The 22,857-nt window shown below is 46.8% G+C and carries 19 protein-coding genes; 5 read left to right on the top strand and 14 right to left on the bottom strand.

What is annotated here, in order from left to right:
* Positions 1 to 24: 24 nt before the first annotated feature.
* Both apaG and AZI86_RS18895 read right to left on the bottom strand, forming a co-directional pair.
* Positions 25 to 414, bottom strand: a complete 390-nt coding sequence (gene apaG / locus AZI86_RS18900) for a Co2+/Mg2+ efflux protein ApaG (RefSeq protein ID WP_096000926.1) — start codon at positions 412 to 414, stop codon at positions 25 to 27.
* Between the two features lie 86 nt (positions 415 to 500).
* On the bottom strand, positions 501 to 1,532 hold the full coding sequence (locus AZI86_RS18895; protein ID WP_061836877.1) for an endonuclease/exonuclease/phosphatase family protein: 1,032 nt from the start codon (positions 1,530 to 1,532) through the stop codon (positions 501 to 503).
* Positions 1,533 to 1,587: 55 nt separating this feature from the next.
* Here AZI86_RS18895 and AZI86_RS18890 point away from each other — a divergent pair, with 55 nt between their 5' ends.
* Positions 1,588 to 3,144, top strand: coding sequence for a M17 family metallopeptidase (locus AZI86_RS18890; RefSeq protein ID WP_061836876.1), 1,557 nt, complete (start codon positions 1,588 to 1,590; stop codon positions 3,142 to 3,144).
* Positions 3,145 to 3,261: 117 nt separating this feature from the next.
* Here AZI86_RS18890 and AZI86_RS18885 read toward each other — a convergent pair whose 3' ends face one another.
* The 3 genes from AZI86_RS18885 to AZI86_RS18875 form a co-directional block, all read right to left on the bottom strand.
* Positions 3,262 to 4,527 (bottom strand): hypothetical protein, encoded by a 1,266-nt coding sequence (locus AZI86_RS18885; protein WP_061836875.1) that lies wholly within the window; start codon positions 4,525 to 4,527, stop codon positions 3,262 to 3,264.
* 246 nt (positions 4,528 to 4,773) lie between these two features.
* Positions 4,774 to 6,180: a hypothetical protein gene (locus AZI86_RS18880; RefSeq protein WP_061836874.1), complete on the bottom strand. Its 1,407-nt coding sequence runs from the start codon at positions 6,178 to 6,180 to the stop codon at positions 4,774 to 4,776.
* Positions 6,180 to 6,785, bottom strand: coding sequence for a DUF502 domain-containing protein (locus AZI86_RS18875; RefSeq protein WP_061836873.1), 606 nt, complete (start codon positions 6,783 to 6,785; stop codon positions 6,180 to 6,182). The genes AZI86_RS18880 and AZI86_RS18875 overlap by 1 nt, the downstream gene beginning before the upstream one ends.
* Before the next feature lie 155 nt (positions 6,786 to 6,940).
* On the opposite strand from AZI86_RS18875, the gene AZI86_RS18870 reads away from it, so the two are divergent.
* Entirely contained in the window at positions 6,941 to 8,818 is a 1,878-nt protein-coding gene (locus AZI86_RS18870; protein ID WP_253716031.1) for a S8 family serine peptidase, read from the top strand.
* Between the two features lie 58 nt (positions 8,819 to 8,876).
* On the opposite strand, the gene AZI86_RS18865 is transcribed toward AZI86_RS18870, so the two are convergent.
* The 6 genes from AZI86_RS18865 to AZI86_RS18840 all read right to left on the bottom strand — a co-directional run bounded on the left by AZI86_RS18865 (position 8,877) and on the right by AZI86_RS18840 (position 16,393).
* Positions 8,877 to 9,671: a hypothetical protein gene (locus tag AZI86_RS18865; RefSeq protein ID WP_157684781.1), complete on the bottom strand. Its 795-nt coding sequence runs from the start codon at positions 9,669 to 9,671 to the stop codon at positions 8,877 to 8,879.
* A gap of 101 nt (positions 9,672 to 9,772) precedes the next feature.
* A complete protein-coding gene (locus AZI86_RS18860; protein ID WP_157684780.1) occupies positions 9,773 to 10,621 on the bottom strand; it encodes a hypothetical protein in 849 nt (282 codons plus the stop codon).
* A gap of 84 nt (positions 10,622 to 10,705) precedes the next feature.
* A complete protein-coding gene (gene mgtE / locus AZI86_RS18855; RefSeq protein WP_061836869.1) occupies positions 10,706 to 12,046 on the bottom strand; it encodes a magnesium transporter in 1,341 nt (446 codons plus the stop codon).
* A 63-nt stretch (positions 12,047 to 12,109) separates the two neighbouring features.
* Entirely contained in the window at positions 12,110 to 13,984 is a 1,875-nt protein-coding gene (locus AZI86_RS18850) for an ABC transporter ATP-binding protein (RefSeq protein WP_061836868.1), read from the bottom strand.
* Positions 13,977 to 15,767: an ABC transporter ATP-binding protein gene (locus AZI86_RS18845; protein WP_061836866.1), complete on the bottom strand. Its 1,791-nt coding sequence runs from the start codon at positions 15,765 to 15,767 to the stop codon at positions 13,977 to 13,979. Before AZI86_RS18845 ends, AZI86_RS18850 begins: the two co-directional genes overlap by 8 nt.
* Positions 15,764 to 16,393: a 2OG-Fe(II) oxygenase gene (locus tag AZI86_RS18840; RefSeq protein ID WP_157684779.1), complete on the bottom strand. Its 630-nt coding sequence runs from the start codon at positions 16,391 to 16,393 to the stop codon at positions 15,764 to 15,766. Before AZI86_RS18840 ends, AZI86_RS18845 begins: the two co-directional genes overlap by 4 nt.
* Positions 16,394 to 16,424: 31 nt before the next feature.
* Between AZI86_RS18840 and AZI86_RS18835 the strand changes: the two genes are divergently transcribed.
* A complete protein-coding gene (locus AZI86_RS18835; protein WP_253716030.1) occupies positions 16,425 to 17,942 on the top strand; it encodes a flavin monoamine oxidase family protein in 1,518 nt (505 codons plus the stop codon).
* Between the two features lie 4 nt (positions 17,943 to 17,946).
* Here AZI86_RS18835 and AZI86_RS18830 read toward each other — a convergent pair whose 3' ends face one another.
* On the bottom strand, positions 17,947 to 18,462 hold the full coding sequence (locus AZI86_RS18830) for a hypothetical protein (protein ID WP_061836862.1): 516 nt from the start codon (positions 18,460 to 18,462) through the stop codon (positions 17,947 to 17,949).
* Positions 18,462 to 20,171: a DUF2785 domain-containing protein gene (locus AZI86_RS18825; RefSeq protein ID WP_061836860.1), complete on the bottom strand. Its 1,710-nt coding sequence runs from the start codon at positions 20,169 to 20,171 to the stop codon at positions 18,462 to 18,464. Before AZI86_RS18825 ends, AZI86_RS18830 begins: the two co-directional genes overlap by 1 nt.
* A 195-nt stretch (positions 20,172 to 20,366) precedes the next feature.
* Between AZI86_RS18825 and AZI86_RS18820 the strand changes: the two genes are divergently transcribed.
* Positions 20,367 to 21,380, top strand: a complete 1,014-nt coding sequence (locus AZI86_RS18820; RefSeq protein ID WP_061836858.1) for a cytochrome c — start codon at positions 20,367 to 20,369, stop codon at positions 21,378 to 21,380.
* 4 nt (positions 21,381 to 21,384) lie between these two features.
* On the opposite strand, the gene AZI86_RS18815 is transcribed toward AZI86_RS18820, so the two are convergent.
* Positions 21,385 to 22,227 carry an outer membrane beta-barrel protein gene (locus AZI86_RS18815; protein ID WP_081112002.1) on the bottom strand — a complete coding sequence of 281 codons (843 nt, stop codon included), beginning with the start codon at positions 22,225 to 22,227 and terminating at the stop codon, positions 21,385 to 21,387.
* Positions 22,228 to 22,386: 159 nt separating this feature from the next.
* Between AZI86_RS18815 and AZI86_RS18810 the strand changes: the two genes are divergently transcribed.
* Positions 22,387 to 22,857 carry a YceI family protein gene (locus AZI86_RS18810; protein WP_061836890.1) on the top strand — a complete coding sequence of 157 codons (471 nt, stop codon included), beginning with the start codon at positions 22,387 to 22,389 and terminating at the stop codon, positions 22,855 to 22,857.

Raw genomic sequence — 22,857 nt, 5'->3', positions numbered from 1 at the left:
CCTTTTAGGGTGCGAGGGAATGGCTTAATGCAGAGCGATTGGGGCAATCAGGTAGAATTCAGGGATTTCTACTGTAAAACTTTCGCCGTTTTCAGCGACGAACTGATAATGCCCTTTCATACTGCCGGTGGAGGCGTGCAGAGGGCAGGCACTTTCGTATTCAAATGTCTGACCGGGTTGGATTTTGGGTTGAACACCCACCACGCCAGGGCCACGCACTTCTTCTTTGTGTCCGTGAGAATCCGTGATCAGCCAAAAGCGGCTCATCAATTGAGCGGGTGAAGATCCATTGTTGGTGATTGAAATTTTATAAGCAAAGAAATGATAGTTTTGATCAGGCTTTGATTCCTGAGAAACGTAAACCACATTCACCTTGATACTAAAATCTCTTGTTTCGGTCTTTTGCATTGCCATAATGAAATCTAGGATAGTTTTTTCGTAACGAAAGTAAAAGAAAAATTAATAAAACGTCTCTGGGCGGCACGTTGGCATGTCAAAGATCACGGGACTTTAAGATTTTCAATTTCAAAGACCAGGGGATAGTGGTCACTTGGTAAATGAAGTTTGGCCTCCATATTGCGAGGCACATCTCGTTCCATTCCCATTTCGTCCTTATAACGATACACTTTGGTGGCACCGGCTTTGACCAGTTTTTGAAGATTGGGATTTAAAAACGCAAAATCAATCTGACGACCATCGGCTTTGCCGCCGTTGCGAACTTGGTAGAATGTCGCTCGCGCTTCGGGGGGAAGTTGAGACACCTCTAAGACGTCAGACAACTGGGTCAGGCTGTACAGGTCCCTAAACTCCTCATCGGTGTGGTGAACTCCGGCTTGACCATTAAAATCACCGGCCACCATGATCGGTAAATCGGGGTGCACGGCTTCAAGTTCTTGATAGATTTCGATCAAAGTTCGTAATTCTGCTTGGCGTCGTTCAAAGCCATTGGGGTCGATACGATCCGGATCTAAGCGGGACTTTAAATGTGCTAGTAAAATCGTCAAAAAAGGTTTCTCACGATCGGTGGTAAAAAGTCTGAGTTCGGCCACGTCCCGCGAAAACTTATGACTGCTTGTGACCTTGCCGCCCTTAATCGGATAACCGTTTAAAAGGCTTTGGCGTTCGTGAGGATAAAGGTAATTGATGGGGCGATTTTTATTGGACTGAAGATCGAAATAAAAATCCATGTTCTTGCGGATCAAAAATCCCACGTCAATATTGCGCTCTGAGTTTCCTTCAATCAAACAGGGCGAATAGGCGTCATCCATAAAGAGATGGTTGAAGTTATTTAAGGATTCAAAACCACCGACTTCGCACAGCATAATGATGTCGGCGTTAATTTCTTTCAGAGCCTTGGCGATTTCGTGGCACTTTTTAAGCGGCTTATTTTCATAGACCGAAACGGAGAGACGCTGCCACTGGGACTCGCTCAAATTTACGGCCTCTTTTTGGGGAGTGCCTTCGAACATCAAAAAGAGGTTCTCTGCATTGAGTAAGCAAAATTTAAGATTTGTGGTCTTCGTCCACGTCATATTATGATTCTACGGAATTTGTTCATCCAGGCACAAACTAAAAGTGAGGAAATCAGTGGCTAAGAAGTCCGCTTCAGCGAAAACTCCGTCAAAAGGCAAATCACAGCTCAACATTCAATCTTGGGTTGATACCTTTAGCTTCGGAAAAGAACTTAAAGTAAAAAATGAATTGACAGGTTTCGTCTATTTCTTAGGAGTGGATGATCAAAGCCAACTGGGCGCTTTGATTGAAGAGCATTCTTTAGTTTGGCAAGCAGAGTCTTTGAAAAAAACAGAACGCGAGTTTATTTATTTCGTCGGTCAAAATGGCCCGGTGTGGATTCTGCGTCCTCGTCAAAAAGGAACTGTCGGTCACGGTGGTTTGATTGACGAAGCCGAATACACGTGGGCCCGTGATCAGTTCGGTGCCTTGGTTGCGCAAATCAAAGCTCACGCGGTGAAAGTTTTAAATATTGAATTCCGCGGCACGGATGAAGTCCAAGATCTGGGCGCTTTGGTCGGTTTAGATATGGCGACTTATAATTACCGTCACTATGTCGACGATAAGCAGCTGTTGGATCTTCCTAAGGTTTCTTTGAAAAAGACTTTGGGCACTTTGGATTCCGATTTGATCGTGGAAGCTATTGATCGTGCGCGCGCCGTAAATACGGCCCGCCATTTGGTGAACATGCCACCGAATGATTTAAACCCAGCTACTTTTGCTGAACTTGTAAGCAAAAAATTGAATTTGCCATCCACGGCGAAAGTGACCGTGTGGGATGAGCGTAAACTTCGTCAAGAGGGCATGGGTTTACATGCTTCCACTGGCCAAGGGGCGGAAAACACCTCGCGCATGGTCCACATCCGCTATCGCCCTAAGGGAAAATCAAAACTAAAACCGATCGCGTTTGTGGGTAAGGGGATTACGTTTGATACGGGCGGCCTTGATATCAAACCGTCTTCGGCGATGCGTTTGATGAAAAAAGACATGGGTGGCGCGGCGTCGGTTGTCGGTCTTGCGACGTGGGCCTCAAACAGTGAATACCCGGGTCCTTTGGATTTTTATTTGGCTTTGGCGGAAAACGCGGTGGATGGAAAATCCTTCCGTCCCAGTGACGTGATCACCGCGCGCAACGGTTTGCGCGTTGAGATTGATAACACGGATGCTGAAGGCCGCTTGGTTTTGGCAGACGTTTTAGATGTCGCCTGCACGCAAAAAGGGTCGGATGATCCAGAATACGTGATTGACGTCGCGACCTTAACGGGGGCGATCAAAGTGGGTTTGGGTTCTGAAATTGCCGGTTTGTTTTCAAATGATGATACTTTGGCGTCAGCGATCACTCAGGCCGGACAACGTGCGGGGGATTTGAACTGGCGCATGCCTTTGTTTGAAAAATACTGGGCTGAGATGTCGTCGCCATTTGCAGATTTTAAAAACTCGGGCGGAAGCTTTGGTGGCGCGATCACTGCGGCGTTGTTTTTACAAAAATTTGTGCGTGGAAAAAAATGGGCGCATTTAGACGTGTATGCGTGGAGCGATAAAGCGCAAGGGGCACTCACTAGCAGCGGTGGTTCTGGTCAGCCGGTTCAGTGTTTGATTGAGTTTTTGACGGATCGAGCGATGAACGCGTAGTTGATTGCGGATAGTTTTATTTTTAAGACGCTCAGGAGTTAAAAACCTGAGCGTTTTTTATTTGTAGCTAACGCAACTCGCTGCCGCGTCCTGCAGCTTTGTGCGTTACACTTGGAATTAAAAAAGATATTTTACCGATGCGCCGATCGTGGTTCGGCGCATGTCTTTTAACGTCAGTTTGGCAGTGCCTTGGGTGACGTCGGAGTTACTTGCGGTGACACTTTGAAGAAAGAAATCCAACGAAGAGGTGTCTGGAATAAGTGCAAACCGGGCGCCGACTTGTACGCCAGACATGGTGTATGCGCTGGTTCTTGTCAGAGTAGTTGTGGTGGTGTTTTTCGCTTCCGTGCTTGAAAGGGAAGCGAAGCCAAGACCGCCGCTGATAAAAAATCCGTCGTTTACTTTGAATTGGACTTGTCCTTGAACTTCGATAGTTTCACCGGCGCCTTTTTCTGTGATTTCTCCATTTTCCGCATCAGTTGTTGAGCCTGCCCACAAGCTGGTATAATCAATTAGAATTCCAATCTCGGCGGCACGAAATCTACGAAACGTACCTAATTGCAATCCGGCAGAGTTTCGTCCGGAACCCATGGTGCCGTCTGCATTATCGGTGGCGATTTTCGCCTCAAATGTTTTTGGTATGTAATAGGCGGTTAGAACAACATCTAACGGAGCGGTCTCCGTTTGTTGAACGGGGCGATAAATGAGTGAAGCTTTTGGGTCTTTGAACCCCTTAGAGTAATATGTGGTATTGAGGCTGCTGAGTTCTGTGTTTTCACCAGGAACCAGGATCAGTCTAATAGACGCGTTGAAGTTATCAGTGATTCCATAGGAAAATATCAAGCCAAGATTTGTTCGTCTCGTTTTTTGGTCAGCGGCAAATGTAGATCCCGAGTAATAGCTCAGTTCTTCATTCTGAGAAAAGAAGGCACCTTCAATGCCAAATTTTCCACTTTGAAGGAGATACCCTAAGTCGGTCATTGTTCGGTTCGGTAAAATAAGAGGGACGTTTTCTGAAACCGATGCGTTTTTGTTTTTGGGCTGCTTTTCCAAAACGGGTTCGTCAATAACGTGAAGAGAAGGCTCGAGCATCTGGTTTAATGTCAAAGACTTCGCCTTATCGCAATCTGAAGTATCTAAGGTGATATTGTTGGCACTTTGCCCTACAACTTTAAGGGGACATTGAGTGTTATCTTGAAAAGTTGCGAGCAAGATTTTTCCGCGTTCGATGGGCTCGCTCGAATTGCTCGTCACGACCACGATATTTTTACTCAAAATAATCTGTCTTATTTTATATTGAGCTTCCAAAGCTGGAGTTTGGGCAAAGGAGTTAGTGACTCCAAGCACCGAGCAAACAACCAAGATCATTTTAAGTTTCATCATTTCCCTCTCTTTGATGTCATCGCAGTCATTGTGAATGGGGATGGATATAAATAAAAATAAATTGTTTATTTTGAATGTTTTGCGCGTAGGTTTGCGACTAAAGTAGGGCGCCTTAACGCGCTGGTGCTACCTACGTAGGTAGCACTGGTGCGTTATCGCTGAGTTGCACTGGAATATTGAATACAGGCGTCGGCAGCTTTGTGCGTTATCGATGTAATCGGGGGATATAAGTAATCGCGGTCGCGGTTACTTATATCCAAATAACTTTTTAGATTTAATATAATCGCGAACTTTGTCCGGAACGCATTTTTCCCACTTCGGGTCGCCTTTGGCTAAAAGGTCTTCGACGTCGCGGGAATGCATGTACTCTAAAGTCTCATCACAACCAGCCACATCGACGATTTGGCTGTTGTCTAAGAAGTAAGAATACATATGGCGCAGGTGAGGCTGCGGAAAAAAGCTTTTCGTGGTCATGCACAACATCGAAGTCTTATGGGGGTAAACGTAAAGCTTGGTCTTTTGTTCTAAAAGCTTCCCTAAACCTTCCAGCAATCCGCCTTCAAGATCTTTATAGTGATCTTCCGTAAAAAGCTTTTCTAAGTAATTGGCCGAGATAATGATCGCCATAAAGTGCGGCGTATAACGACGCATGAAGCGCTTTAATTTATAAAACAACTTAAAGTTAGAAATCATCACGTGCATACCCAAGTTCGTCAGTGTTTCCACGCGGGCTAAAAAGTCTTTTTCGTTGACGTCGCCATCGGTGAAAAAGCTTTGCATCGTCATTTCCATGATCGGCAAAACTTCGACGTTCTTGGTTTCACTAGCACTGACGTCGCCCTTCATTTGTAAGATGCCTTTTTGCATGACATCCAAATGAGTCGTGGTGATCGGGCGGAAGTGACCGCGCTGAATTAAAACGGATTTGCCGTAAACAGCATCGGATACATTTAAAATTTCATTTTTTGGCGAAAACAAGATCGCTTCGGCTAAACCGCGACGAACAAGTTCTAGGTTCATCAAACGATCATCAAACTCTGAAAGATCAGGGCCGCGGAACTTAATCACGTCAATGACGATTTGACCTTCTTTAAGGTTATCCACTAAATGCGGGATGAACTGGTCGGGATCATTAATATGATAAAAAGCCGCGTGAATCAAATTGACGCCCAAAATCCCTAAGGATTCTTGTTGTTGCAAGCGATAGCGATCTAGCATCCGGATGTGCAAAATGATTTCGTTGTGCGCGCCCCCCGGCGTATTTTGAAAGCGCACCCCCATCCAACCGTGGGATTGCTTGTGACCGCCTGAAGCCGTCGCGACCGTGTTGGCAAACGCAAAAAACTTCGTATGCGCACCACGCGTGTCCGCCAAACGATCCACTAAAAGATCGTACTCATGACCAAGCATTTTTTCTAAACGCGCTTCACACACGTAACGGCCATTGGCCTCGCGCCCATAAATATCGTCACTGACGATCATGTCGTAAGCAGAAATAGTTTTAGCGATGGTTTGTGAGGCTTTGCCGACCTGAAAGAAATGTCTGGCAACTTCCTGACCCGCACCGATTTCGGCAAAAGCACCATAGCGAGAAGTATCAATGTTGATTTTAAGTGCTTTAGCTTCTGGTTTTTCGATGGGAGAGTCGGACATTACTTTCTGTCTCCTTCATTCTTTTCAGCTTTCACCCAGCCGGTGATGGCTAAGCTCATCGCTTTTTCAATCGGCATATCTAATGGAGTGATTTTACTGCGAGGAACCATCAGTGTAAATCCCCCTAAGCCGTAACTCATCGGCACATAGACCGCGATGCGATCGCCCGCATTTTGTTCGATGGCAGGAATGTCTTTAAAGCTTTCGCGAGTCACTAGACCCAAGACGCGGACTCCGCCTTCGCCCATATCGACGAAGACCACTTTTTGTAAGCCACCCGGACCGCCACCTTTAGAAAATAAATTCATCAGATCGCGCAAAGGACTGTAGACCGCTTTAATGAACGGAACTTGCGTGAGCTTTTGTTCCAACTTTTGAAAGATCCCGCCAGCTAAAAGGTTATTCAGCATCAAGCCTAAAAGGAAAATAAGCACGATCGTTAATAAGAATCCTAAACCGGGAATGTAAACCGGAAGAACTTGGCGAAGGGCATCGCCTAAAAAACTGTCCACGATCGCGATGCCGGCGTAGATAATATATATAGTCAACGCGATCGGTAGGAAGGTCACTAAACCTTGCAAGAAGATTTTCTGAAGCTGTTTCATACTTGGATGTCCTGTTCTAAGAAGTCTATCGGCAGAAAATGAATAACATCTAAGACCCGGTCCAGCAAGCCGTGACGCCCTCTCATATTGAGACATTTTTTTTGCTCAACCCCCCTGGACTTCTGTCCGAAGAGAATAAGGTCAAAGGAGAACCCGTGAAACGAGTTCTAGCACGTACTACTATATTTACCATCTCTTGGATGTTCGCGCTGTCCGTTTGGGCTCAGGCCGAAGTCGTTCCGGGCGAATATATCGTGAAATTCAAGGCCTCATCGGGAGCCGCCGTCGCTCAGACCAAGCTTTCTGGTAAGGCGTCGTTGAAGTCTTCCTTCCCCGGTATGGGGATGTACCACGTCAACATGAAGGGTGAAAACGAAAAGGCCAACTTTGACGCCTTAAAAGCCGACCCAGAAGTTGAGTATATCGAGCCCAATTTCGTACAAAGAAAAAGTGAAGTCGAGCCCAACGAACCTGTAGAGGCTTTGTCTTATGATGAGGTTGTTGCGGCGGGTGCTTCGACAAGCCCCACTGTGTATTCCCAGTCCTCAGCACCTACGGGTATTGAATCGGCTTGGACTCAAGTGCTGTCTTTAAGCTCTTACAATCACAAGGTCGTTGTGGCCGTGATCGACACGGGCCTGGATCGGTATCATGACGTGTTTAAACCCGTGGCCTCAGGCGGTACGGGAGCACTTTGGATTAATCAAGCGGAAGCCAATGGTCAGCCCGGTGTCGACGATGATCAAAACGGTTATGTCGATGATATCAATGGCTGGAACTTTATTAATAACACCAATAACTTTGTTGATGATGACAATCACGGGACCCACGTGGCGGGGATTGTAGTCGGGACAGGGCAAAATATCTTTGCGCGCCCCTTGTCAGAGTCAAAAATCCAAATCATGCCGTTAAAGTTTTTGGGTGGTTCGGGATCAGGTTCAACATCCAATGCCATCCGTGCGATTTATTACGCGGTCAATAACGGGGCGCGCGTGATCAATAATTCTTGGGGTGGTCCTTCGTACTCGCGAGCGTTACATGATGCGATCACTTACGCTTATGACAACAAAGTTTTAGTTCTTTCTGCCGCCGGAAATCTTGGCAGTAATAATGATTCCACGCCGATGTATCCCTCAAACTATGATGTTCCAAGCAACCTATCGGTGGCTTCAACATCTAGCTATGACGAGCTTTCAAGTTTTTCAAACTATGGTGCTTCGACGGTGAACTTGGGAAGTCCGGGTGAGTGGATTGAAAGTACCATCCCCGGTAATAAAACGATGAAAATGTCGGGCACAAGTATGGCAACGCCATTTGTCTCCGGTGTTGCGGCGTTGGCTTTCCGTGAGGCTCCGGGGCTTTCAGGTTATCAGATGAAAAATCTGATCATCGGAACATCGACGGCAGTAAATCGTCTGTATGGACGCGTTTCTTCGGGCGCGCGTGTGGATGCGGCGACGTTGATCGCGGCCTCTAAAACCATGGTTTCGACCATGTCATCTCAGCCTTCTTACAAACCTTCTTATCAAGCAGATCGTAGCGTGGCCTCTGAAGGTGCGGGCGGTGCTGCGGGTGGATGTGGTTTGGTTAAAGCGGTCACGCAAAATGGGCCGGGTTCAGGTCAGGGGGGCAATATGCCAGGGGCGGCACCGATTGGTGTGATCGTGGGCCTGTTGTTAGTGCCGATGATCGTATGGCAGGTTCTAAGAGCCCGTGCTCCGCAATCGCGACGTAAACATGAACGCTTTAAAATGAGTTCGGAAATCCGCGTCAGTGTCGGTGAGCGAGAGTTGGTTGGTTCTGTGCAAACAATCTCCGAAGGTGGTTTGTCATTCAATACCGATCAAGCGCTGGAAAAAGGTGGTATCGTCACGATGCGCATCCAAAGCCCGGATGGTCACGAGGTCATCGAGGTGCAAGGACAAGTCGTGTGGAACGAAGCTAACCAAGCGTATGGCGTCCAATTCGCCAACGCGAAACAAGGAACACTGGCTATGATCCGCGACTGGACTTCGGGATTGATGAAAACTTAAGCTGAGTAAAAATGTTCTTTCGACAAAGCCCTCTGCTAAAAACAGGGGGCTTTTTATTTTATTTTAACCAATTTGGCTGAGGGCGATGCACTTGCCAAGTCAAAGACTCTAAGACATTGCGTGAATGTTCGCAGTAAAAAGATCTTTCATGACCGCAGGCCTGCTGGATACTGGTGTTTAAACTTGTTAAAACTTTGTCTGCGTAAGCATTCCAGGCCGGGGAAGCTTTGGCCGGACTTCGTACTTGCTGTTGGATGGCGAGTTCCATGGATGAAACCAAGTATTCCACTTGAGCGGAATAGTGTGGATCTTGGCGTTTCATATTTTCAAGATTTCCGCAGCGACGGTATTCGATCGAATTGCGGCACGTATCGCCTTGGCACTGAACAGCGACTGATTTTTCGACGCTATCAAATCTTAAAATATCAGCCGTCTGACCATAACTTTCATTGACGATCGCGTGAGTGGTGACTTCATACGCGGCCGTTGAAAAATCCGTTTTTTTATTAAATGTCAGTTGGTCATTAAGCCAAACATTCGCATGCACTTCGCGGTCTTCATCCGAAATATCAGGCATCGTGCGACGATACACTTGGATGTCACCAGGCTGTTGTTGACCTGCGGGAACTTTCAGACACAGCGGAGAATCAATCAAATGTTTAAACTCTTTGGCAGAGGTGAAGCGAAAGTGCGCTAAGACGCCCGAAGCGAACAGGGCCGAATTCCAGCAGTTCGGGCCGTGGTGAGTGATCTTGGTGCTAAGTAAAAACTGAATGCGGGGATTGAGCTCTTGAGCTTGTGCCGTAAACGCATAGGCAGTCGTCAATAAGAGCGACAGGAAGGAGGCGCCCATAAGGCGCAGGCAGCTTTTAAACACCCGTTGGTCCTTTCAAAGAGACTTTAAAAGAACCAATCCAAAAGACATACCAAGATATGTCTCAAAATGAGAAAAAACTAATAGTAGTAATCCACCTTCACGTTAAAGCGCATGGTGTTGTGATGGCAGTCGCTAGAGGCATCGTTATCACCAATGGTGATCATCGTGAGGTTGATATCGCTGGCACTTGTCATGCCCAGGATATTTTGAATCACACGCTCGCTAAATTGCAAATTCACGCTGCCATTGGTGTCCGTCAATGGGAATGAACAAGAAGCAAGCCCCTTATCCTTGCCAGCGCAATATTGCTTTTCTGGAGCAGAATCGGCCGTGTCGGCTTTCGCGCTTTTACCTTTGATGCGAGACCAGTCATAAAAATAATAGCCGTTGGTGTTTTGCAAATAGGTTTGAAAATCGGATGTCGCCGTTAAAAGATAGTTATTCAAAGTTAAAAGAATGTTGTCATCATAGCGAAAGTTTTGCTGATCTACGTCTTCAAGGTGAACTTGGCAGACCACCGCTCCTGAGGGAATATTCACCTTGCGCACTTGTTCGATGCGAGCGGTGGCAAAAGTATTAAGTTTCGCCAGATTATCTCCAACTCCCCAAGGACATTGCCCAACGTTATCTTCAAAGACGATTTGCGTGGTTGACGACTGAATTTTCCCGCGAGCTTTCGCATCGTCGCAGTTATTGATCAGCTCAGAAACCGTGGTCGGTGGAGTGCCTGACGGCGTTGCAGATGGGGACGGTGATGGAGAGGACGTCGGTTCTTCGGAAGAGCCCGGAGTTCCACTTAAATCCACTTCGGCTTCACTGGTTTTCAAAGCATGGTCTTCAATTTGGAGACCCTTATTCGAACAATTTTGAAAGAGTGCCACTAAGGCTACACCCACGGCTGCGATAGCTAAAACGCGCTTTTTCATCAACACCTCAAATCCTTATTATGAGGATAACAAAAGCGGCGCGCGCCTTTAAGAAATAAATGTGATAAGTCCTAAGGTCTGTGACTAAAGAAGTGTCCCATGCAAGATCACGCTGGCCACGGTGAAGTAAATAACTAAACCGGTGACGTCCACGATCGTCGCAACCGCCGGGGCAGAGGCCGACGCGGGGTCAAAGCCAATCTTTTTAAGCAAGAACGGAAGCATGGATCCAGATATGGTTCCCCATAAAACGACGCCCATCACACTCACGCAGACGGTGAGTCCTACAAGCGCATAGTGTTCGGTGTAAAGACTCGACCGATTTGGCCACAACATAATACGGATCATGCCAATGATTCCTAATAAAGCACCTAGGCAAAGGCCGGTGAGGACTTCTCGGCCCAGAACTTTCCACCAGTCGCGCAAACGAACTTCACGAAGGGCAATCGCACGAATGATCAAGGTGGAGGCTTGAGAGCCCGAGTTACCACCTGAGGAAATAATCAACGGAATGAACATCGAAAGAACCACGGCCTTCGCAAGCTCGTGTTCAAAAAAAGCCATGGCGGTCGCGGTGAACATCTCTCCCAGGAAAAGGATCAAAAGCCAGCCGCCACGTTTTTTCAACATCTCGAGCATGCCGATTTTTAAGTACGGGGCATCCAGGGTCTCAACACCCCCGATTTTATGAATATCTTCGGTGGCTTCTTCTTGAATTGCGTGCGCCACGTCGTCAAATGTCACGATACCCTTCATCACGCCATTTTCATCGACAACGGGAACGGCCATCAAATCTTGGTGAGAAAAAATCTGACCGATTTGTTCTTGGTCCATCTCAGGGGGAACCATCAAAATATCGGTGTGCATAATTTCAGCGATTTTTTTACCCGGTCCCGCAGAGAAAAGCTCTCTGAAAGAAACGACACCTTGAAGCTTTTGTTCAGAGTCTAAAACGTAAGCGTAATAAATCGTTTCCACATGGGTCTTAGCTTGAATGCGGATATAGCTAATGGCTTCATCCACCGTCATATCAGGACGCAGACGAACAAAGCGGGAACTCATCAAGCCCCCGGCGGCATCTTCAGCATAGGCTAGTAACGCTGTGACTTCTCGTTTGGTTTGGGGGTCTAGCAAAGTTAAAAGATCGTCTTTAGAGTCGACACCAATTTCTTGAATCAAATCGGCCACGTCATCCGGAGCGAGAAGGCGGATCCAAGAACGCTTTTCTAAGGCAGAAGCTTCAGAAATGAGCTCGGCTTGATCGTGAGTTTTAAGGCTTAAAAAAAGCTCTTCGGCTTCGGTGCGCGGAAGCTCTCGGAATTTTTCACGACGTTCGTCGCGGGACATTCCCGACCAGGCATCCGTCAAACTTAACACCGATTCTTCATTCTGATTTTCTTCTGGCGTTTGTTTGATGTCGTCCATGGTGCCTAGCTCCGTTTAAGAAAAACCTTTACTCTTGAATATCGGTTTTTGCCAACAAATATTTTAGACCAGTTCTGTATTTTTAAAGCGCGGAAGCACTTCGCTTGTGGGCCCTAATGAGACGATTTCCCCATTCTGAAGCCATAAGATTCGATCGCACTTTGCCAATGTCGAAAGACGATGGGCGATGATGATCTGAGTTCGATCTGAAAAGAATTCTTCTGTTGCCTTCACCATGATTTCCTCAGACTGAGGATCCACGGAACTGGTGGCCTCATCCATAATCACAATCGGGGCTTCTTGCAAAAGGCACCTTGCCATACACAGAAGCTGGCGCTCACCTAAAGAAAGATTCTTACCTCGTTCTTCGATCCTCATTTCCAGACCACCGGGTTGCATTTCCACCCACTCGCGCAGTCCCACTTGTTCTAGGACCTCCCAAAGGCGTTCTTCTGGCAAGTTTTCTTTGATGTCTAAGTTAAAACGCAAACTGCCTTGAAACAAAATCGGCTCTTGGGCGATAAAGGCCATCGACTGACGATAAAGATTCAGATCCATGCCGCTTGAATTTTCACCGAGCTTGTCATTGAACCTTGGTTCGTGCCCGTTAATAGAAATATGCCCCTTATCGATCGGGTAAAGGTGAAAAAGCGCTTGAATCAAACTTGATTTTCCGGAACCGGTGCGACCCACGATCCCTAATCTTTCTCCGGCCTTCACTTCAAAATCGACACCCTTTAGTACCCACGGCAGGTCCTCGCGGTACCGGAACCATAATTGGGACACTTGCACCGAGGCATTGCGTTCTTCGGTCAAACGACGGCCAGAAAGATATTTTTCTAAAGTGGGTGAATAGGTCGCGTGTCCGGTGGCAAAGGTTGCCGAGGCCGGTAAAAGACTGCCTTTTTCAATCGGCATGCGCAGGTATTGATCCAAACGTTCAACCCCGATCATCGCTTCTTCAAATTGGGTCAACCATTCAAAGAACATTTGCACGGTGTTACCCGAAAGCGCAATAAAAGCAAAGGCCACGCCCACCGAACCAATCGTAGTCCAACCGCGTTCGACCATAAAATACGCTGACACACCAGTAATCAGTAACAACAAAGCCGTGAGGCTATTCATCTGAAATGAAAAACTAATCAGGTGTTTGGTGGTGCTCATTTTTTGATTTAAAAAATGGCGATCCAAATTTTCAAAGCGTTCGGCAAACGAACGCTGACGACGGAAGGAGCGAATGGTGCTGGCCCCTTGAGTGGTTTCAGCAAAATGCGCGATACTGGGGGAACGACTGGCGGAAAGCTCACGACGTGAAGTGCGTAGTTTTTCTTGATTGAATTTATAAACCAAGAAATTCATCACGGCGATGAACGCCACCAGAATCAAATAATAAGGACTCGCCACGGTGATTAAAATCACCATCATCACCAAATCAAAAATAATCGAAAGGAACTCGGCCAAGGGCCCCCCGAAAAGTCGGAAGATATTGCCATAGTCGCTTGAAAAACGCGTGATGATCCTTCCGGCCGGAGTGTTATCAAAAAAGCTCATCGGGAGGCGCGACGTGCGCAACGTCACTTCATCATAAAAAGTCGAAATGGCTTGCGCGGAAAGACGCGAAAATCCCACCCGGAAAGAAATGGTCAGAACAAAACCCACTGAGGCCATGCCCAATAAAAGAAAAACATACTGTGCGGAAGTGTACCCGGACAGCGGCGTTTCTTTGCCGATCAGGGCATCCACCCAATATCCAATAACATTGGTATTTGCTAATAAAAGGCCACGACCTGAAAGACCCAAAGCCAGGCATAAAAGAATACGCCCCCTATAAGGCTTATAGGCAAAAGACAAGGTTTGAAAAAGCGCGCGTGAATAGCCGCCTTCTTTTTTTGAATCGCCGTCAGAGAGGTATTTAGGTTTAGGCGCGATTCTAGACACGATTCACCTCGGTTGCGGTGGGTGTGGTGGCTTCTTTAGCGACACTGGTGGTGTACTCGCGGAATTTTTCACTGCGGGCTAAAAGCTCTTCAAAAGTTCCTTGATCGATGATCTTACCATCTTCCATAAATAAAATACGATCCACACGGTTTAAAGCACTCAGTCTATGAGTCACTAATAAACGCGTGCGCTCACTCCACGCGCCCAATAAAAGCTGCTCAAAAAGTTTGTGTTCCGTGTCGACATCCACCGCACTTAAACAATCATCCAAAAGCATGATCGGGGCTTGATGAAAATGCACGCGGGCCAAGCCCACGCGCTGACGTTGGCCGCCAGACAGGTTCACACCGCGTTCGCCGATTTCGGTGTTAAGTCCTTTTTCCACACGTTCTGAACTTAAATCAAATTGGGCAAGCTTCAGCGACTCTTCAACGAAGCCGTCTCTTTCCGGTTCGATGTCGTAAAGAAAGGCGACATTTTCACGCAAAGAAGCGCTCATGATAAAGCCCTCTTGGGGGACATAGGCGAAATGTTCGCGCACATCATCCAAAGGAGATTCTAAAACATCTTTGCCGTTCAAACGATATACTTGAAATCGCGACCCGGTTTCTCTCAAGAGAGATAACAACAACATGGATTTGCCAGCGCCGACTTCGCCCACGATAGCGACAAACTCGCCCTGTTTCACGTCCAGGTTGATATTTTTTAAAATACGACGAGGACCAACAGAAAGATTTAAACCGCGAATTTGTAGGGCCCAGTCTTCGTCATCACGATCATCCCATTTTTCTCGGGTTTCATCTTCTGAGGTTTGGTTGTTCTTTGTCGCAAAAAACTGTTCAAGGCGTTTTAGGGATGTCCAGGAGTCAAAGGCGAACGTAAAAAACCAAGGCATTTGACGAAAGGGCCTTGTTAAGAAAATACCCACGATCCACAATAATGCTAAAAGCTCGCCGCTGGTTAAAGAATGTTTTGAATAAAAAATCAAACTGCCTAAGGCCACGAGGTTGATAAAAAATGTGATCGATGAGGAAATGGAGTTCATCACTTGGCCATTGGTGACCATTAAGACGCGATTGCGCGTTTCAATTTCTCTTTTATTAAAAATGTTTTTTTCGAAATGACGAGTCCAACCTAAGATGCGGATGGTGCGGATGTTTTGCACCCATTCGTTCACCAAGCCAATGCGTTCCGCGGCTAGTTGTTTAAAACGGAAAAAGAATTTTGATTGGCGAAAGGCCATGAAGGTATTGATGGCCGTGATAAAACACATCACCCCCACAATCGGCCACAGCGGAACATCAAAAAGAACCGACAAAGCAAACGGAGCTAAAATCAGTGGAAATAAAGTTGAACATCCTGAAGGCAGCGTTTGATCTAAAAAGACCGTCGCTCCTTGAACGTCGGTGGCATATAAAGAAACGATTTCCCCGACGGGGCGACCGCTCATGGTGTCTACACGCAAGTTCAAGGTTTTTTCATAAAGGCGTTTACCGAACACGCGCTGCATGTAAAGGGACTCGCGGATGCTCAAGTAATTAGTGGCTTGGGAAAAAGCCTGCGCCATCAGCACACACAAAAACGCGCCTAAAATATAAGCCAAAGGAGATTCAAATTGGATAAAGTGCAGGTTGCTAGGCGTGTGGGTCAGTTGATCCACAAATTCTTTCTGGAAGAACGGACCTAGGATACCAAAGACCGCCGCGGTCAGCGAAGTGAGCAAAATCAAAACGCGGGCATGAAATCGCGTGAATACTACTTCTGAAAATAACGATCTCTTCATGATGCGTCGTTCCTAAACCAGCCTGTGAGGCTCATGCGGGGTTGAAAGCTCTTCTCGACTTGATGAGGGAAGAGGTCACTGCGAAAAAGGACCAAGGTGCCTAAGCGAGGTTCGACCTGGGCAATCCGTTGATTTTCATCGTGGGGATCAAAAAAGCTGAGAGCTCCACCGTGATCGGGTTTCCAGTTTTCATTGAGGTAAAGGATGAAGGTGATTTTCCTTGCTCCCGTGCCTCGATGATTGTCGACATGTTTATCATATCCGGTGCCGGGGGGATACAACGCAAAATGTGTTTCATATCTTTTTAAGCCGAGAAAAAAATGTCGATTGAGCGCTTGTGAAATGTCATTCAGCGCTTTTAAAAAATCCTGCTCTATAGAATTCGAAGAATCTTCTTCTATCCAACGCGTGTGATCGCCGCGAATTTCGGTGTGCGCAGATTTGGATACTCCGCGTCCTATGGAAGCCTGTTGAAAATGACCTTTGGAATGCTGATTTTGACACTCTTGGGCAAGAGAACGCACGAAACTTTTTTCGAAGACTTGTGAGGAACGGGCCCAGCCATTTTCTGCTAGGTCTGCAAACATTCTTTCGAGAGAGGAGAGATTGATTTGATTCTGTTCCAAAGTGTTGCCATTCTAGTAAGGCGAGGCATTGATGGCAAAAAGTTCTTTTACACGACGTGATTTTTTAAAAGCATCCGCTTGGGGCGGATCGGCTTTAGCTTTGAGTCATTGCACCAGTCTTGATCATTACTTTATGGGGGATATGAGAAGCCTTCAAGAAGAGGTCGTGATCTTAGGGGCGGGGGCGGCGGGCCTTGTTGCCGCTTTTGAATTAAAAAAACGCAAAATCCCCTTTCGTGTCTTTGAGGCGTCCTCACGTGTCGGGGGGCGAGTTCAATCTGTTCCCGTCTTCCCAGAAGGAGGCCCCATTGCAGAACTGGGGGCGGAGTTTTTCGAATCTCATCACAACCATGTGTTTAACGTGATTCGCGAACTGAATGTGCCAGTTAAAGAAGTGAAATCCGTATCGGGTCTTGAAGCGCATCTATTTTCTTTCGCGGGAAAAACGTATCGCGTGAAAGATCTGGTGCCGAAAATGAAAACTCTGCAGGCCCCCCTTCGTCGTGTGCGCAGTGATCTGTTTCGCGATCAAGATGTGATCTTAAGTTATAAAAATGCCCTGCAGTTTGAACGATCGGCTTATTACGATTCGCTGTCATTGCGCAGTCTTTTAGATGCCTGGAGCACGGAAGTAGATCCGTTGGTGTTGAAACTGATCGAAGTCCAAGCCGTCAATCGTTTCGGGGTGGATGCTTCGGAACAGTCGGCATTGCATTTTCTTTCAACGCTGGATGCGGAAGGCAGCGCCCTGCTTTCAACCGCCAGCTTAAATCGTGTGGAATCAGGTCTTTCAGATTTGATGCAGATTTTAGCCGAACGTGTGGCGGGCGTGATTCCCGATCAAATCATTCGCGTGAATTCACCGCTGGTTGAAATTTCAGAAAAAAAAGGTGTGTTCCGTTTGGTCTTTCAAACACCCAATGGTAAGGACACCTATCAAGCTCGCCGCGTGATTTGCACGCTGCCTTTTACCGCCCTTCGAAACGTGAAGGGGATTGAGCGTATGCAGTTTTCACAAAATAAAAAAGACAGCATCGCCGAGCTTAATTACGCCACTCATTCGAAGGGTGTGGTGGGGTTTGCCTCGCCGTTTTGGCGCACAAAAAAATCTTTGGTCGAAGCCAATGTCGGCAACTTCACCGGAGATTTTTTATCGCAAAAAATCTGGGACTCCAGTCGCATTGTCAGTCAGGAATTTGGCACGCCTCGCCCGCAAGAAGGTCTTTTGAGTTACCAACGTGCGGGGACCTCCGGACTTAACGCTGGCGCGGGAAGTGCGGATGAGATGCTCAAAGACTTAGGTTTGTTTTATAAAGATATCCCGAAACATGTGACGGATCAGATGATCAATTGGAGTCAGCGCAAGTGGTCGCAAGGCTCGATGATTTATTATAAGCCAGGTCAGTACATGAAATATCGTGGGGTCGCCGGAGAGTCTGAATACGATGGCCACTTTCAGTTCGCCGGAGAACACACAAGCATGCGTTTTCCGGGAACCTTGCAAGGGGCCTTTGAAAGCGGCATTCGGGCCGCGAGCGAGATCACTTAGAGAGCTACTTAACTAAATTGACATTTAAGATCGCTTCTTCGCCTTGAGCCGAAATAAAATCATCCACGTCTGTTTTATTGATGGAATTCATCAAACTGATCTGGTGATTATTCGTCAAAGTCATTCCTTGTGGGGCACTGCCATCCGCATTCACCCAGCTATAGTTTGGCTGAGGGGATACGACGAAGATCACGATATTGTAAGAAGGACGAAAGCCTTCTTTTTCAACTTGCACTTTAGGTAAACTCATCGAATCAGCGGAGATATAAACCGTTCTTGATTCCTTCACTTGCGAGATCGTTATCTGCGAGGCATCGGTAGAAATAAACGGTCGGGAACCCACGGCGTAAAGTACGGTGAGGTACTGGCCCCGCAAGTTTCCTAAGCGATTGACCTGAATGGAAGGGATGGCTTCAAAACGAGCCGCTTCCGCGTTTCGTTGAGAAACAGAACCACTCATCAGACCTAATCCGATAATCAGCGTCAGCGCGTTGATGATGAGAAGTTTAAGGGATTTCATTATTTTGCTCCTGTTTTCGCGTAATCTAAATACATCACAAGGTGTCCGTTTGGATCCATGACGACGCGATTGATATCTAATTTAATGCCAAGAATTTCTGGTGGCAGTGGAAGTGATCCCGGGATGGTCTCTTCCTTCTTTTGCCACTTATCACTTTTTTCTTTTAGCTGATCTTTGATGCCCTTGATGACTTTTCCTTTAAACAAAGACCCGCTCCAAGAAAGGTACTTGTCATCCATGCTCAGGCTTTCGGTGTCAATGGAGTGAAGAACCAATTGCATACCGCTTTTGTCTTTGAGCTGACGGACTTTAGTTAAAATATCAAAGCTCACAATGATGGTCTTTTTTAAGAACATCGATTTAGGTTCGTTTTCAACAGTCACCCGCAGTTTCACGAACGTTTCATTGTTTTTTAAAGCCACCCCTGTGGGAATTTTGACGTAATCAATAGCCGGCGAGCCCATGAGTTTTAATACAGAACCATCAGACTGGCGAATCTGTTCAAAGTTCTTACGTTCAAAACTTAACTGTAAAACGCGATTGATCAACGCGCGATCCACACTTAAGGCGATGTCGAACTTATCTTGAGAAAGCAAATTCAACGACGGTGCGCCACGGGATTTGCGGGAGGCTAAGGGTTCGCTATTTGGATTTTGCGAATCTTCCACATAGGCCGTTAAATCAATGTTTAATGAATTTTTAAGATTCAAGTTTTGCAACATCAAGCCCCATTTGAAATTCGGGCGACGGTCATTTTTTTCTTGTCCCGGAGGAATCATGTCTTGAACTTGTTCTAATTTGCCACCAATAAATTCTTTGGCTTTTTCATTGAGCATTTCAGGCAATTGCTTGCTGGCAAAGTCCCCTAAGTGCTCGCGCACTTTTTCTAAAATCATGGGGGTTTTGTCGTTAAGTAAGGTGTCCACTTCAGCCGTGTTCATTTGGAACTTGCGACCGTTGATCTCGACCGTGACTTGCGGGGTGATCAGTTTTTTGTACTTTAAAGCCACCGGAATATCAGCAAGATTGTGTTGTAAATCCAAAGCTTCAAAATCAAGTCCGCCTTGATTGTTCATGCGTAAATAAAAAGGCAGGCGAATTTTTAAGGGGATCTCTTTACCGCCGGCAACGACCGTCACATCTTCCAGACCGACTTTGCCTAAAAACTCATTTTGCGTATCCCAAGCCGTCACCGAGGTGGTGGAAACAGTCATCTTTTTGACTTCAAGTTCGATGGCTAAAATCGCGCCATCTCGTTTGCCTAAAGTGGACATGAGCTTTTCATCAGTGACTAAGCCAAATCTTGAAAATTCCGCAATGTAACCGGATTCACCGATTTCAATGATGGGCTTATGATCATTTAAAGAAAATCCTACCAGCCATTTGGTTAAAAGTTCGCGCACTTGCGAATAGATTTTGACCATTTCAGGATTGGAATTGGCGTAGTCTTCGACTTTGATGGGTTTATCAAAGGCATATTTCATCGCGGGAAAATAGCCTTCGTCCAAATTAACGCCTAGATTTCCTAATAAATCCGACAGACGATTGTCGAAATATTTCATGCCGCGTGGGGTGATTTGAACTCGCACGGCAGATCCGAGCACATGTTTTTTGGCGATCGGCGGATTTCTATCTGCCGCAAACGCACAGATGCTTGAAGTCAGCATCAAGGGTGTTAGCAGCAATAAGAGAGGACGACGAAGGCTCATTCAATCTCCACGGGTTCGACTGCTGCTAGCGGTGCAATCCAGAGTCCAAAAGTGAGACACCCTTTTAAGGGTTTTAAGGACCTTTAAGTGATTGAATCTGGAAAAAAGTAGGGGGTGGTGACGCAAAAGGGCGCCCTGATATGCTTGAAGAAATGCTCACAAATTCCGATAGACTAATACGGGGGGAAGCTCTTTATGCCATGGAAGTTCCGAATTACGGCGTTTGTTATTGCACCATTGATGATTCTTTCATTCCAAAACTGCAGTGATTTTTCTCTTCAAGATCAAATCATGTATGAGCAGGCCCTCTTAGAGTCGCGTGAATCCCTAGATGCGGAGCTGATTCCCAAGCTCACGACGTCTTCGGAGCTTCGTCGTTGGTATAAAACTTCAAACAACAACTACGTGAATCTTTCGACCGTTGGTGATCAGTGGTCTGTGGTCCTCGCAGTTCCGCGCACTTCGACGGGAACTCTCTATTCGGTGCGCACCGGAGTGGGGGATCAAGAAGGTTCGATCACTATTTCTGCGGGAAAGATCCAAGCGGTCCGTTCGAACTCTGTCGGTACTACCTACAGTGAAACGGTGGAAGCCGCTCTTCCTGCAAGCGGCGATAACATGGTGATCGCGGCAAGCTTTGGCGCGAAAGCCGGTGAAGTATCATTGCTAGTTAACGGAAAAGTTCAGCAAACGGCCGCGGTTGTTTCAGGAACTCCGGAAGCTTTCACAAGTGCTACCAAGATTTTAAATAGCTCGGGCACTTTTGGTGAGTACATGATTTACGTGGGTGATAGTTCTTCGTCTGAAACGGCCGGAAAACTGGGCATCGCCGAGCTGAATGTGATGTCCCGCTATATCGCGGACAATTTGTCGATTCCAAATGTGATCTTTGATCCTGTGGTTGTTGGCGGAGCTAGTGGTGGTGGAACAGCCGAGGATGCAAAGCTTGCCGCGGTGAAGACGATCATCAGCAATAAATGTATGACCTGCCACGGCGGGACCTATTCGCCGAATTTAAGCAACTTTACGGCCGCGAGCATGGTGAGCTTAGGACAAATCACCGCAGGGAATGCCTTGTCCTCGAAGCTGTATCTTCGATTGCAGGGCTCGGGCGGATCGACGATTGGGAATGGTAAAGACATGCCTCAAGGCGGAAGTATTTCAGCCAGCGAGGTTCAGGCCGTCGCTGACTGGATTAATAGCTTATAATTTCTTAGAATGAAAAACCGTAACCGGCGCGCAAGATCATTTGTGTCGCCGAAGAAGTCGCGTTGTCTGGGTAAATCGCGTAATCAAATTGCAACGGGATGAATGTGGTTGGACTTAAACGCCAGTCCATTCCTAAGGCCGCCACGATCGTTTGGTTGGTGGAGATTTTGCTGGTATCAAGGATGTTACTGCTTTTGCTCATCGCAATTAAGAAACCTAAACCCGCACCCACCCAGAACTGAGTGCCTGAAGCGGGACCAAAAGCGTACTTACCTAAGGCTTCAATACCCAGATAACTCAAGTCCACTTCGCAACTTGTAGAGCCTCCACAAGTCGCCGTTGAAGAATCACCTTTAGCCACCAGAGTTTCGTAACCAGCCAGGATGCGAGCGCCAAAACCCCCGTCCACGGTCATTTGATACATACCCGAAAGGGCAAAGCTAGAGCCGGTGAGGGAAATAGATGTGCTCCCACTTGGTTTTACGGTCATGGAATTCATCGAATAACCAAGCATGATGCCGCCGCTGCTTTTATTGGCTGTAGCACGACCACCACCGCTGTCACTGCTGCCGCTGGAAGAGGGGGTGTGAGTGTTCAGTGTCAGGTCGTTGGAGGCCTTTCCTTTAAGCACGGTCCCTAAAGCGCGGCCGCCTTTAACTTGGGTGACTTCGATAAGTGCGCGGGCTTTGCCGTTGGCATCGCGCCCCATGATCTTATCGCCCACGTTCAAAGAAGCGCCTTCACTGTCCATAAGGACTTTATTGTTTTTGACCTGCAAGATCTTAATGGCGAAAGCGGGAGTTGAAAAAAGACACACACTTAAAACGGAAATAATAAGTTTTTTCATATGTAAAGTATCGCGAGTTTTTAGAGCGAATGCAAAGCGGGCCCCGGACCTTTGCCGGGGACGCATATGGAGAATTGTTCGGGAGGGGAAAAGCTAGTTAGAATGATTCCAAGTCAACTTACTCAAAAATTCATATTCTAAGGAGAATTTGTGAAATCAATGGTCATGGGCCTAGCGATCTTGTGTGTCTCTTCGTTTTCTTTCGCTCAAAGCGTGAGTGTGGATGTGGTTTTAAATCCAATGGGTGATTTTAAAGCAAAGACATCTGACGTGAAAGGTTTTGCGACCGTAAAAGGTGATGAAGTCTCCGCCTCAAACATCATAGTTAATTTGAAATCCCTAAAAACAGGTGTCGAGTTGCGTGACAAACACACTCAAAAACATCTGCAAACAGACAAATTCCCGGAAGCCGTTTTGTTGTCAGCCACAGGTAAAGGCGGCAAGGGAACGGGTAAAATCAAAATCAAAGGTATTGAAAAAGACATCGCCGGTACTTACAAAGTTGAAGGTAAAACTTTGAAAGCAGAATTTAAACTTTCTTTGCCAGACTTCGGCATCCAAGACATCAACTACATGGGTGTGGGCGTTGAGGACGAAGTAAAACTAGCAGTCAGCGTTCCGGTTAAATAA

It is taken from the genome of Bdellovibrio bacteriovorus, from assembly GCF_001592735.1.
Taxonomy (GTDB): domain Bacteria; phylum Bdellovibrionota; class Bdellovibrionia; order Bdellovibrionales; family Bdellovibrionaceae; genus Bdellovibrio; species Bdellovibrio bacteriovorus_D.
Note: the sequence above shows the minus strand (reverse complement) of the source record. Positions and strands in the feature narration are given on the sequence as shown.

What these genes read in the sequence shown, in the direction of transcription:
- apaG (WP_096000926.1), bottom strand. Translation starts at nt 414, where the DNA reads ATGGCAATGCAAAAGACCGAAACAAGAGATTTTAGTATCAAGGTGAAT.
- AZI86_RS18895 (WP_061836877.1), bottom strand. Translation starts at nt 1,532, where the DNA reads ATGACGTGGACGAAGACCACAAATCTTAAATTTTGCTTACTCAATGCA.
- AZI86_RS18885 (WP_061836875.1), bottom strand. Translation starts at nt 4,527, where the DNA reads ATGATGAAACTTAAAATGATCTTGGTTGTTTGCTCGGTGCTTGGAGTC.
- AZI86_RS18880 (WP_061836874.1), bottom strand. Translation starts at nt 6,180, where the DNA reads ATGTCCGACTCTCCCATCGAAAAACCAGAAGCTAAAGCACTTAAAATC.
- AZI86_RS18875 (WP_061836873.1), bottom strand. Translation starts at nt 6,785, where the DNA reads ATGAAACAGCTTCAGAAAATCTTCTTGCAAGGTTTAGTGACCTTCCTA.
- AZI86_RS18865 (WP_157684781.1), bottom strand. Translation starts at nt 9,671, where the DNA reads ATGGGCGCCTCCTTCCTGTCGCTCTTATTGACGACTGCCTATGCGTTT.
- AZI86_RS18860 (WP_157684780.1), bottom strand. Translation starts at nt 10,621, where the DNA reads ATGAAAAAGCGCGTTTTAGCTATCGCAGCCGTGGGTGTAGCCTTAGTG.
- mgtE (WP_061836869.1), bottom strand. Translation starts at nt 12,046, where the DNA reads ATGGACGACATCAAACAAACGCCAGAAGAAAATCAGAATGAAGAATCG.
- AZI86_RS18845 (WP_061836866.1), bottom strand. Translation starts at nt 15,767, where the DNA reads ATGAAGAGATCGTTATTTTCAGAAGTAGTATTCACGCGATTTCATGCC.
- AZI86_RS18835 (WP_253716030.1), top strand. Translation starts at nt 16,425, where the DNA reads ATGGCAAAAAGTTCTTTTACACGACGTGATTTTTTAAAAGCATCCGCT.
- AZI86_RS18830 (WP_061836862.1), bottom strand. Translation starts at nt 18,462, where the DNA reads ATGAAATCCCTTAAACTTCTCATCATCAACGCGCTGACGCTGATTATC.
- AZI86_RS18825 (WP_061836860.1), bottom strand. Translation starts at nt 20,171, where the DNA reads ATGAGCCTTCGTCGTCCTCTCTTATTGCTGCTAACACCCTTGATGCTG.
- AZI86_RS18820 (WP_061836858.1), top strand. Translation starts at nt 20,367, where the DNA reads ATGCCATGGAAGTTCCGAATTACGGCGTTTGTTATTGCACCATTGATG.
- AZI86_RS18815 (WP_081112002.1), bottom strand. Translation starts at nt 22,227, where the DNA reads ATGAAAAAACTTATTATTTCCGTTTTAAGTGTGTGTCTTTTTTCAACT.
- AZI86_RS18810 (WP_061836890.1), top strand. Translation starts at nt 22,387, where the DNA reads ATGGTCATGGGCCTAGCGATCTTGTGTGTCTCTTCGTTTTCTTTCGCT.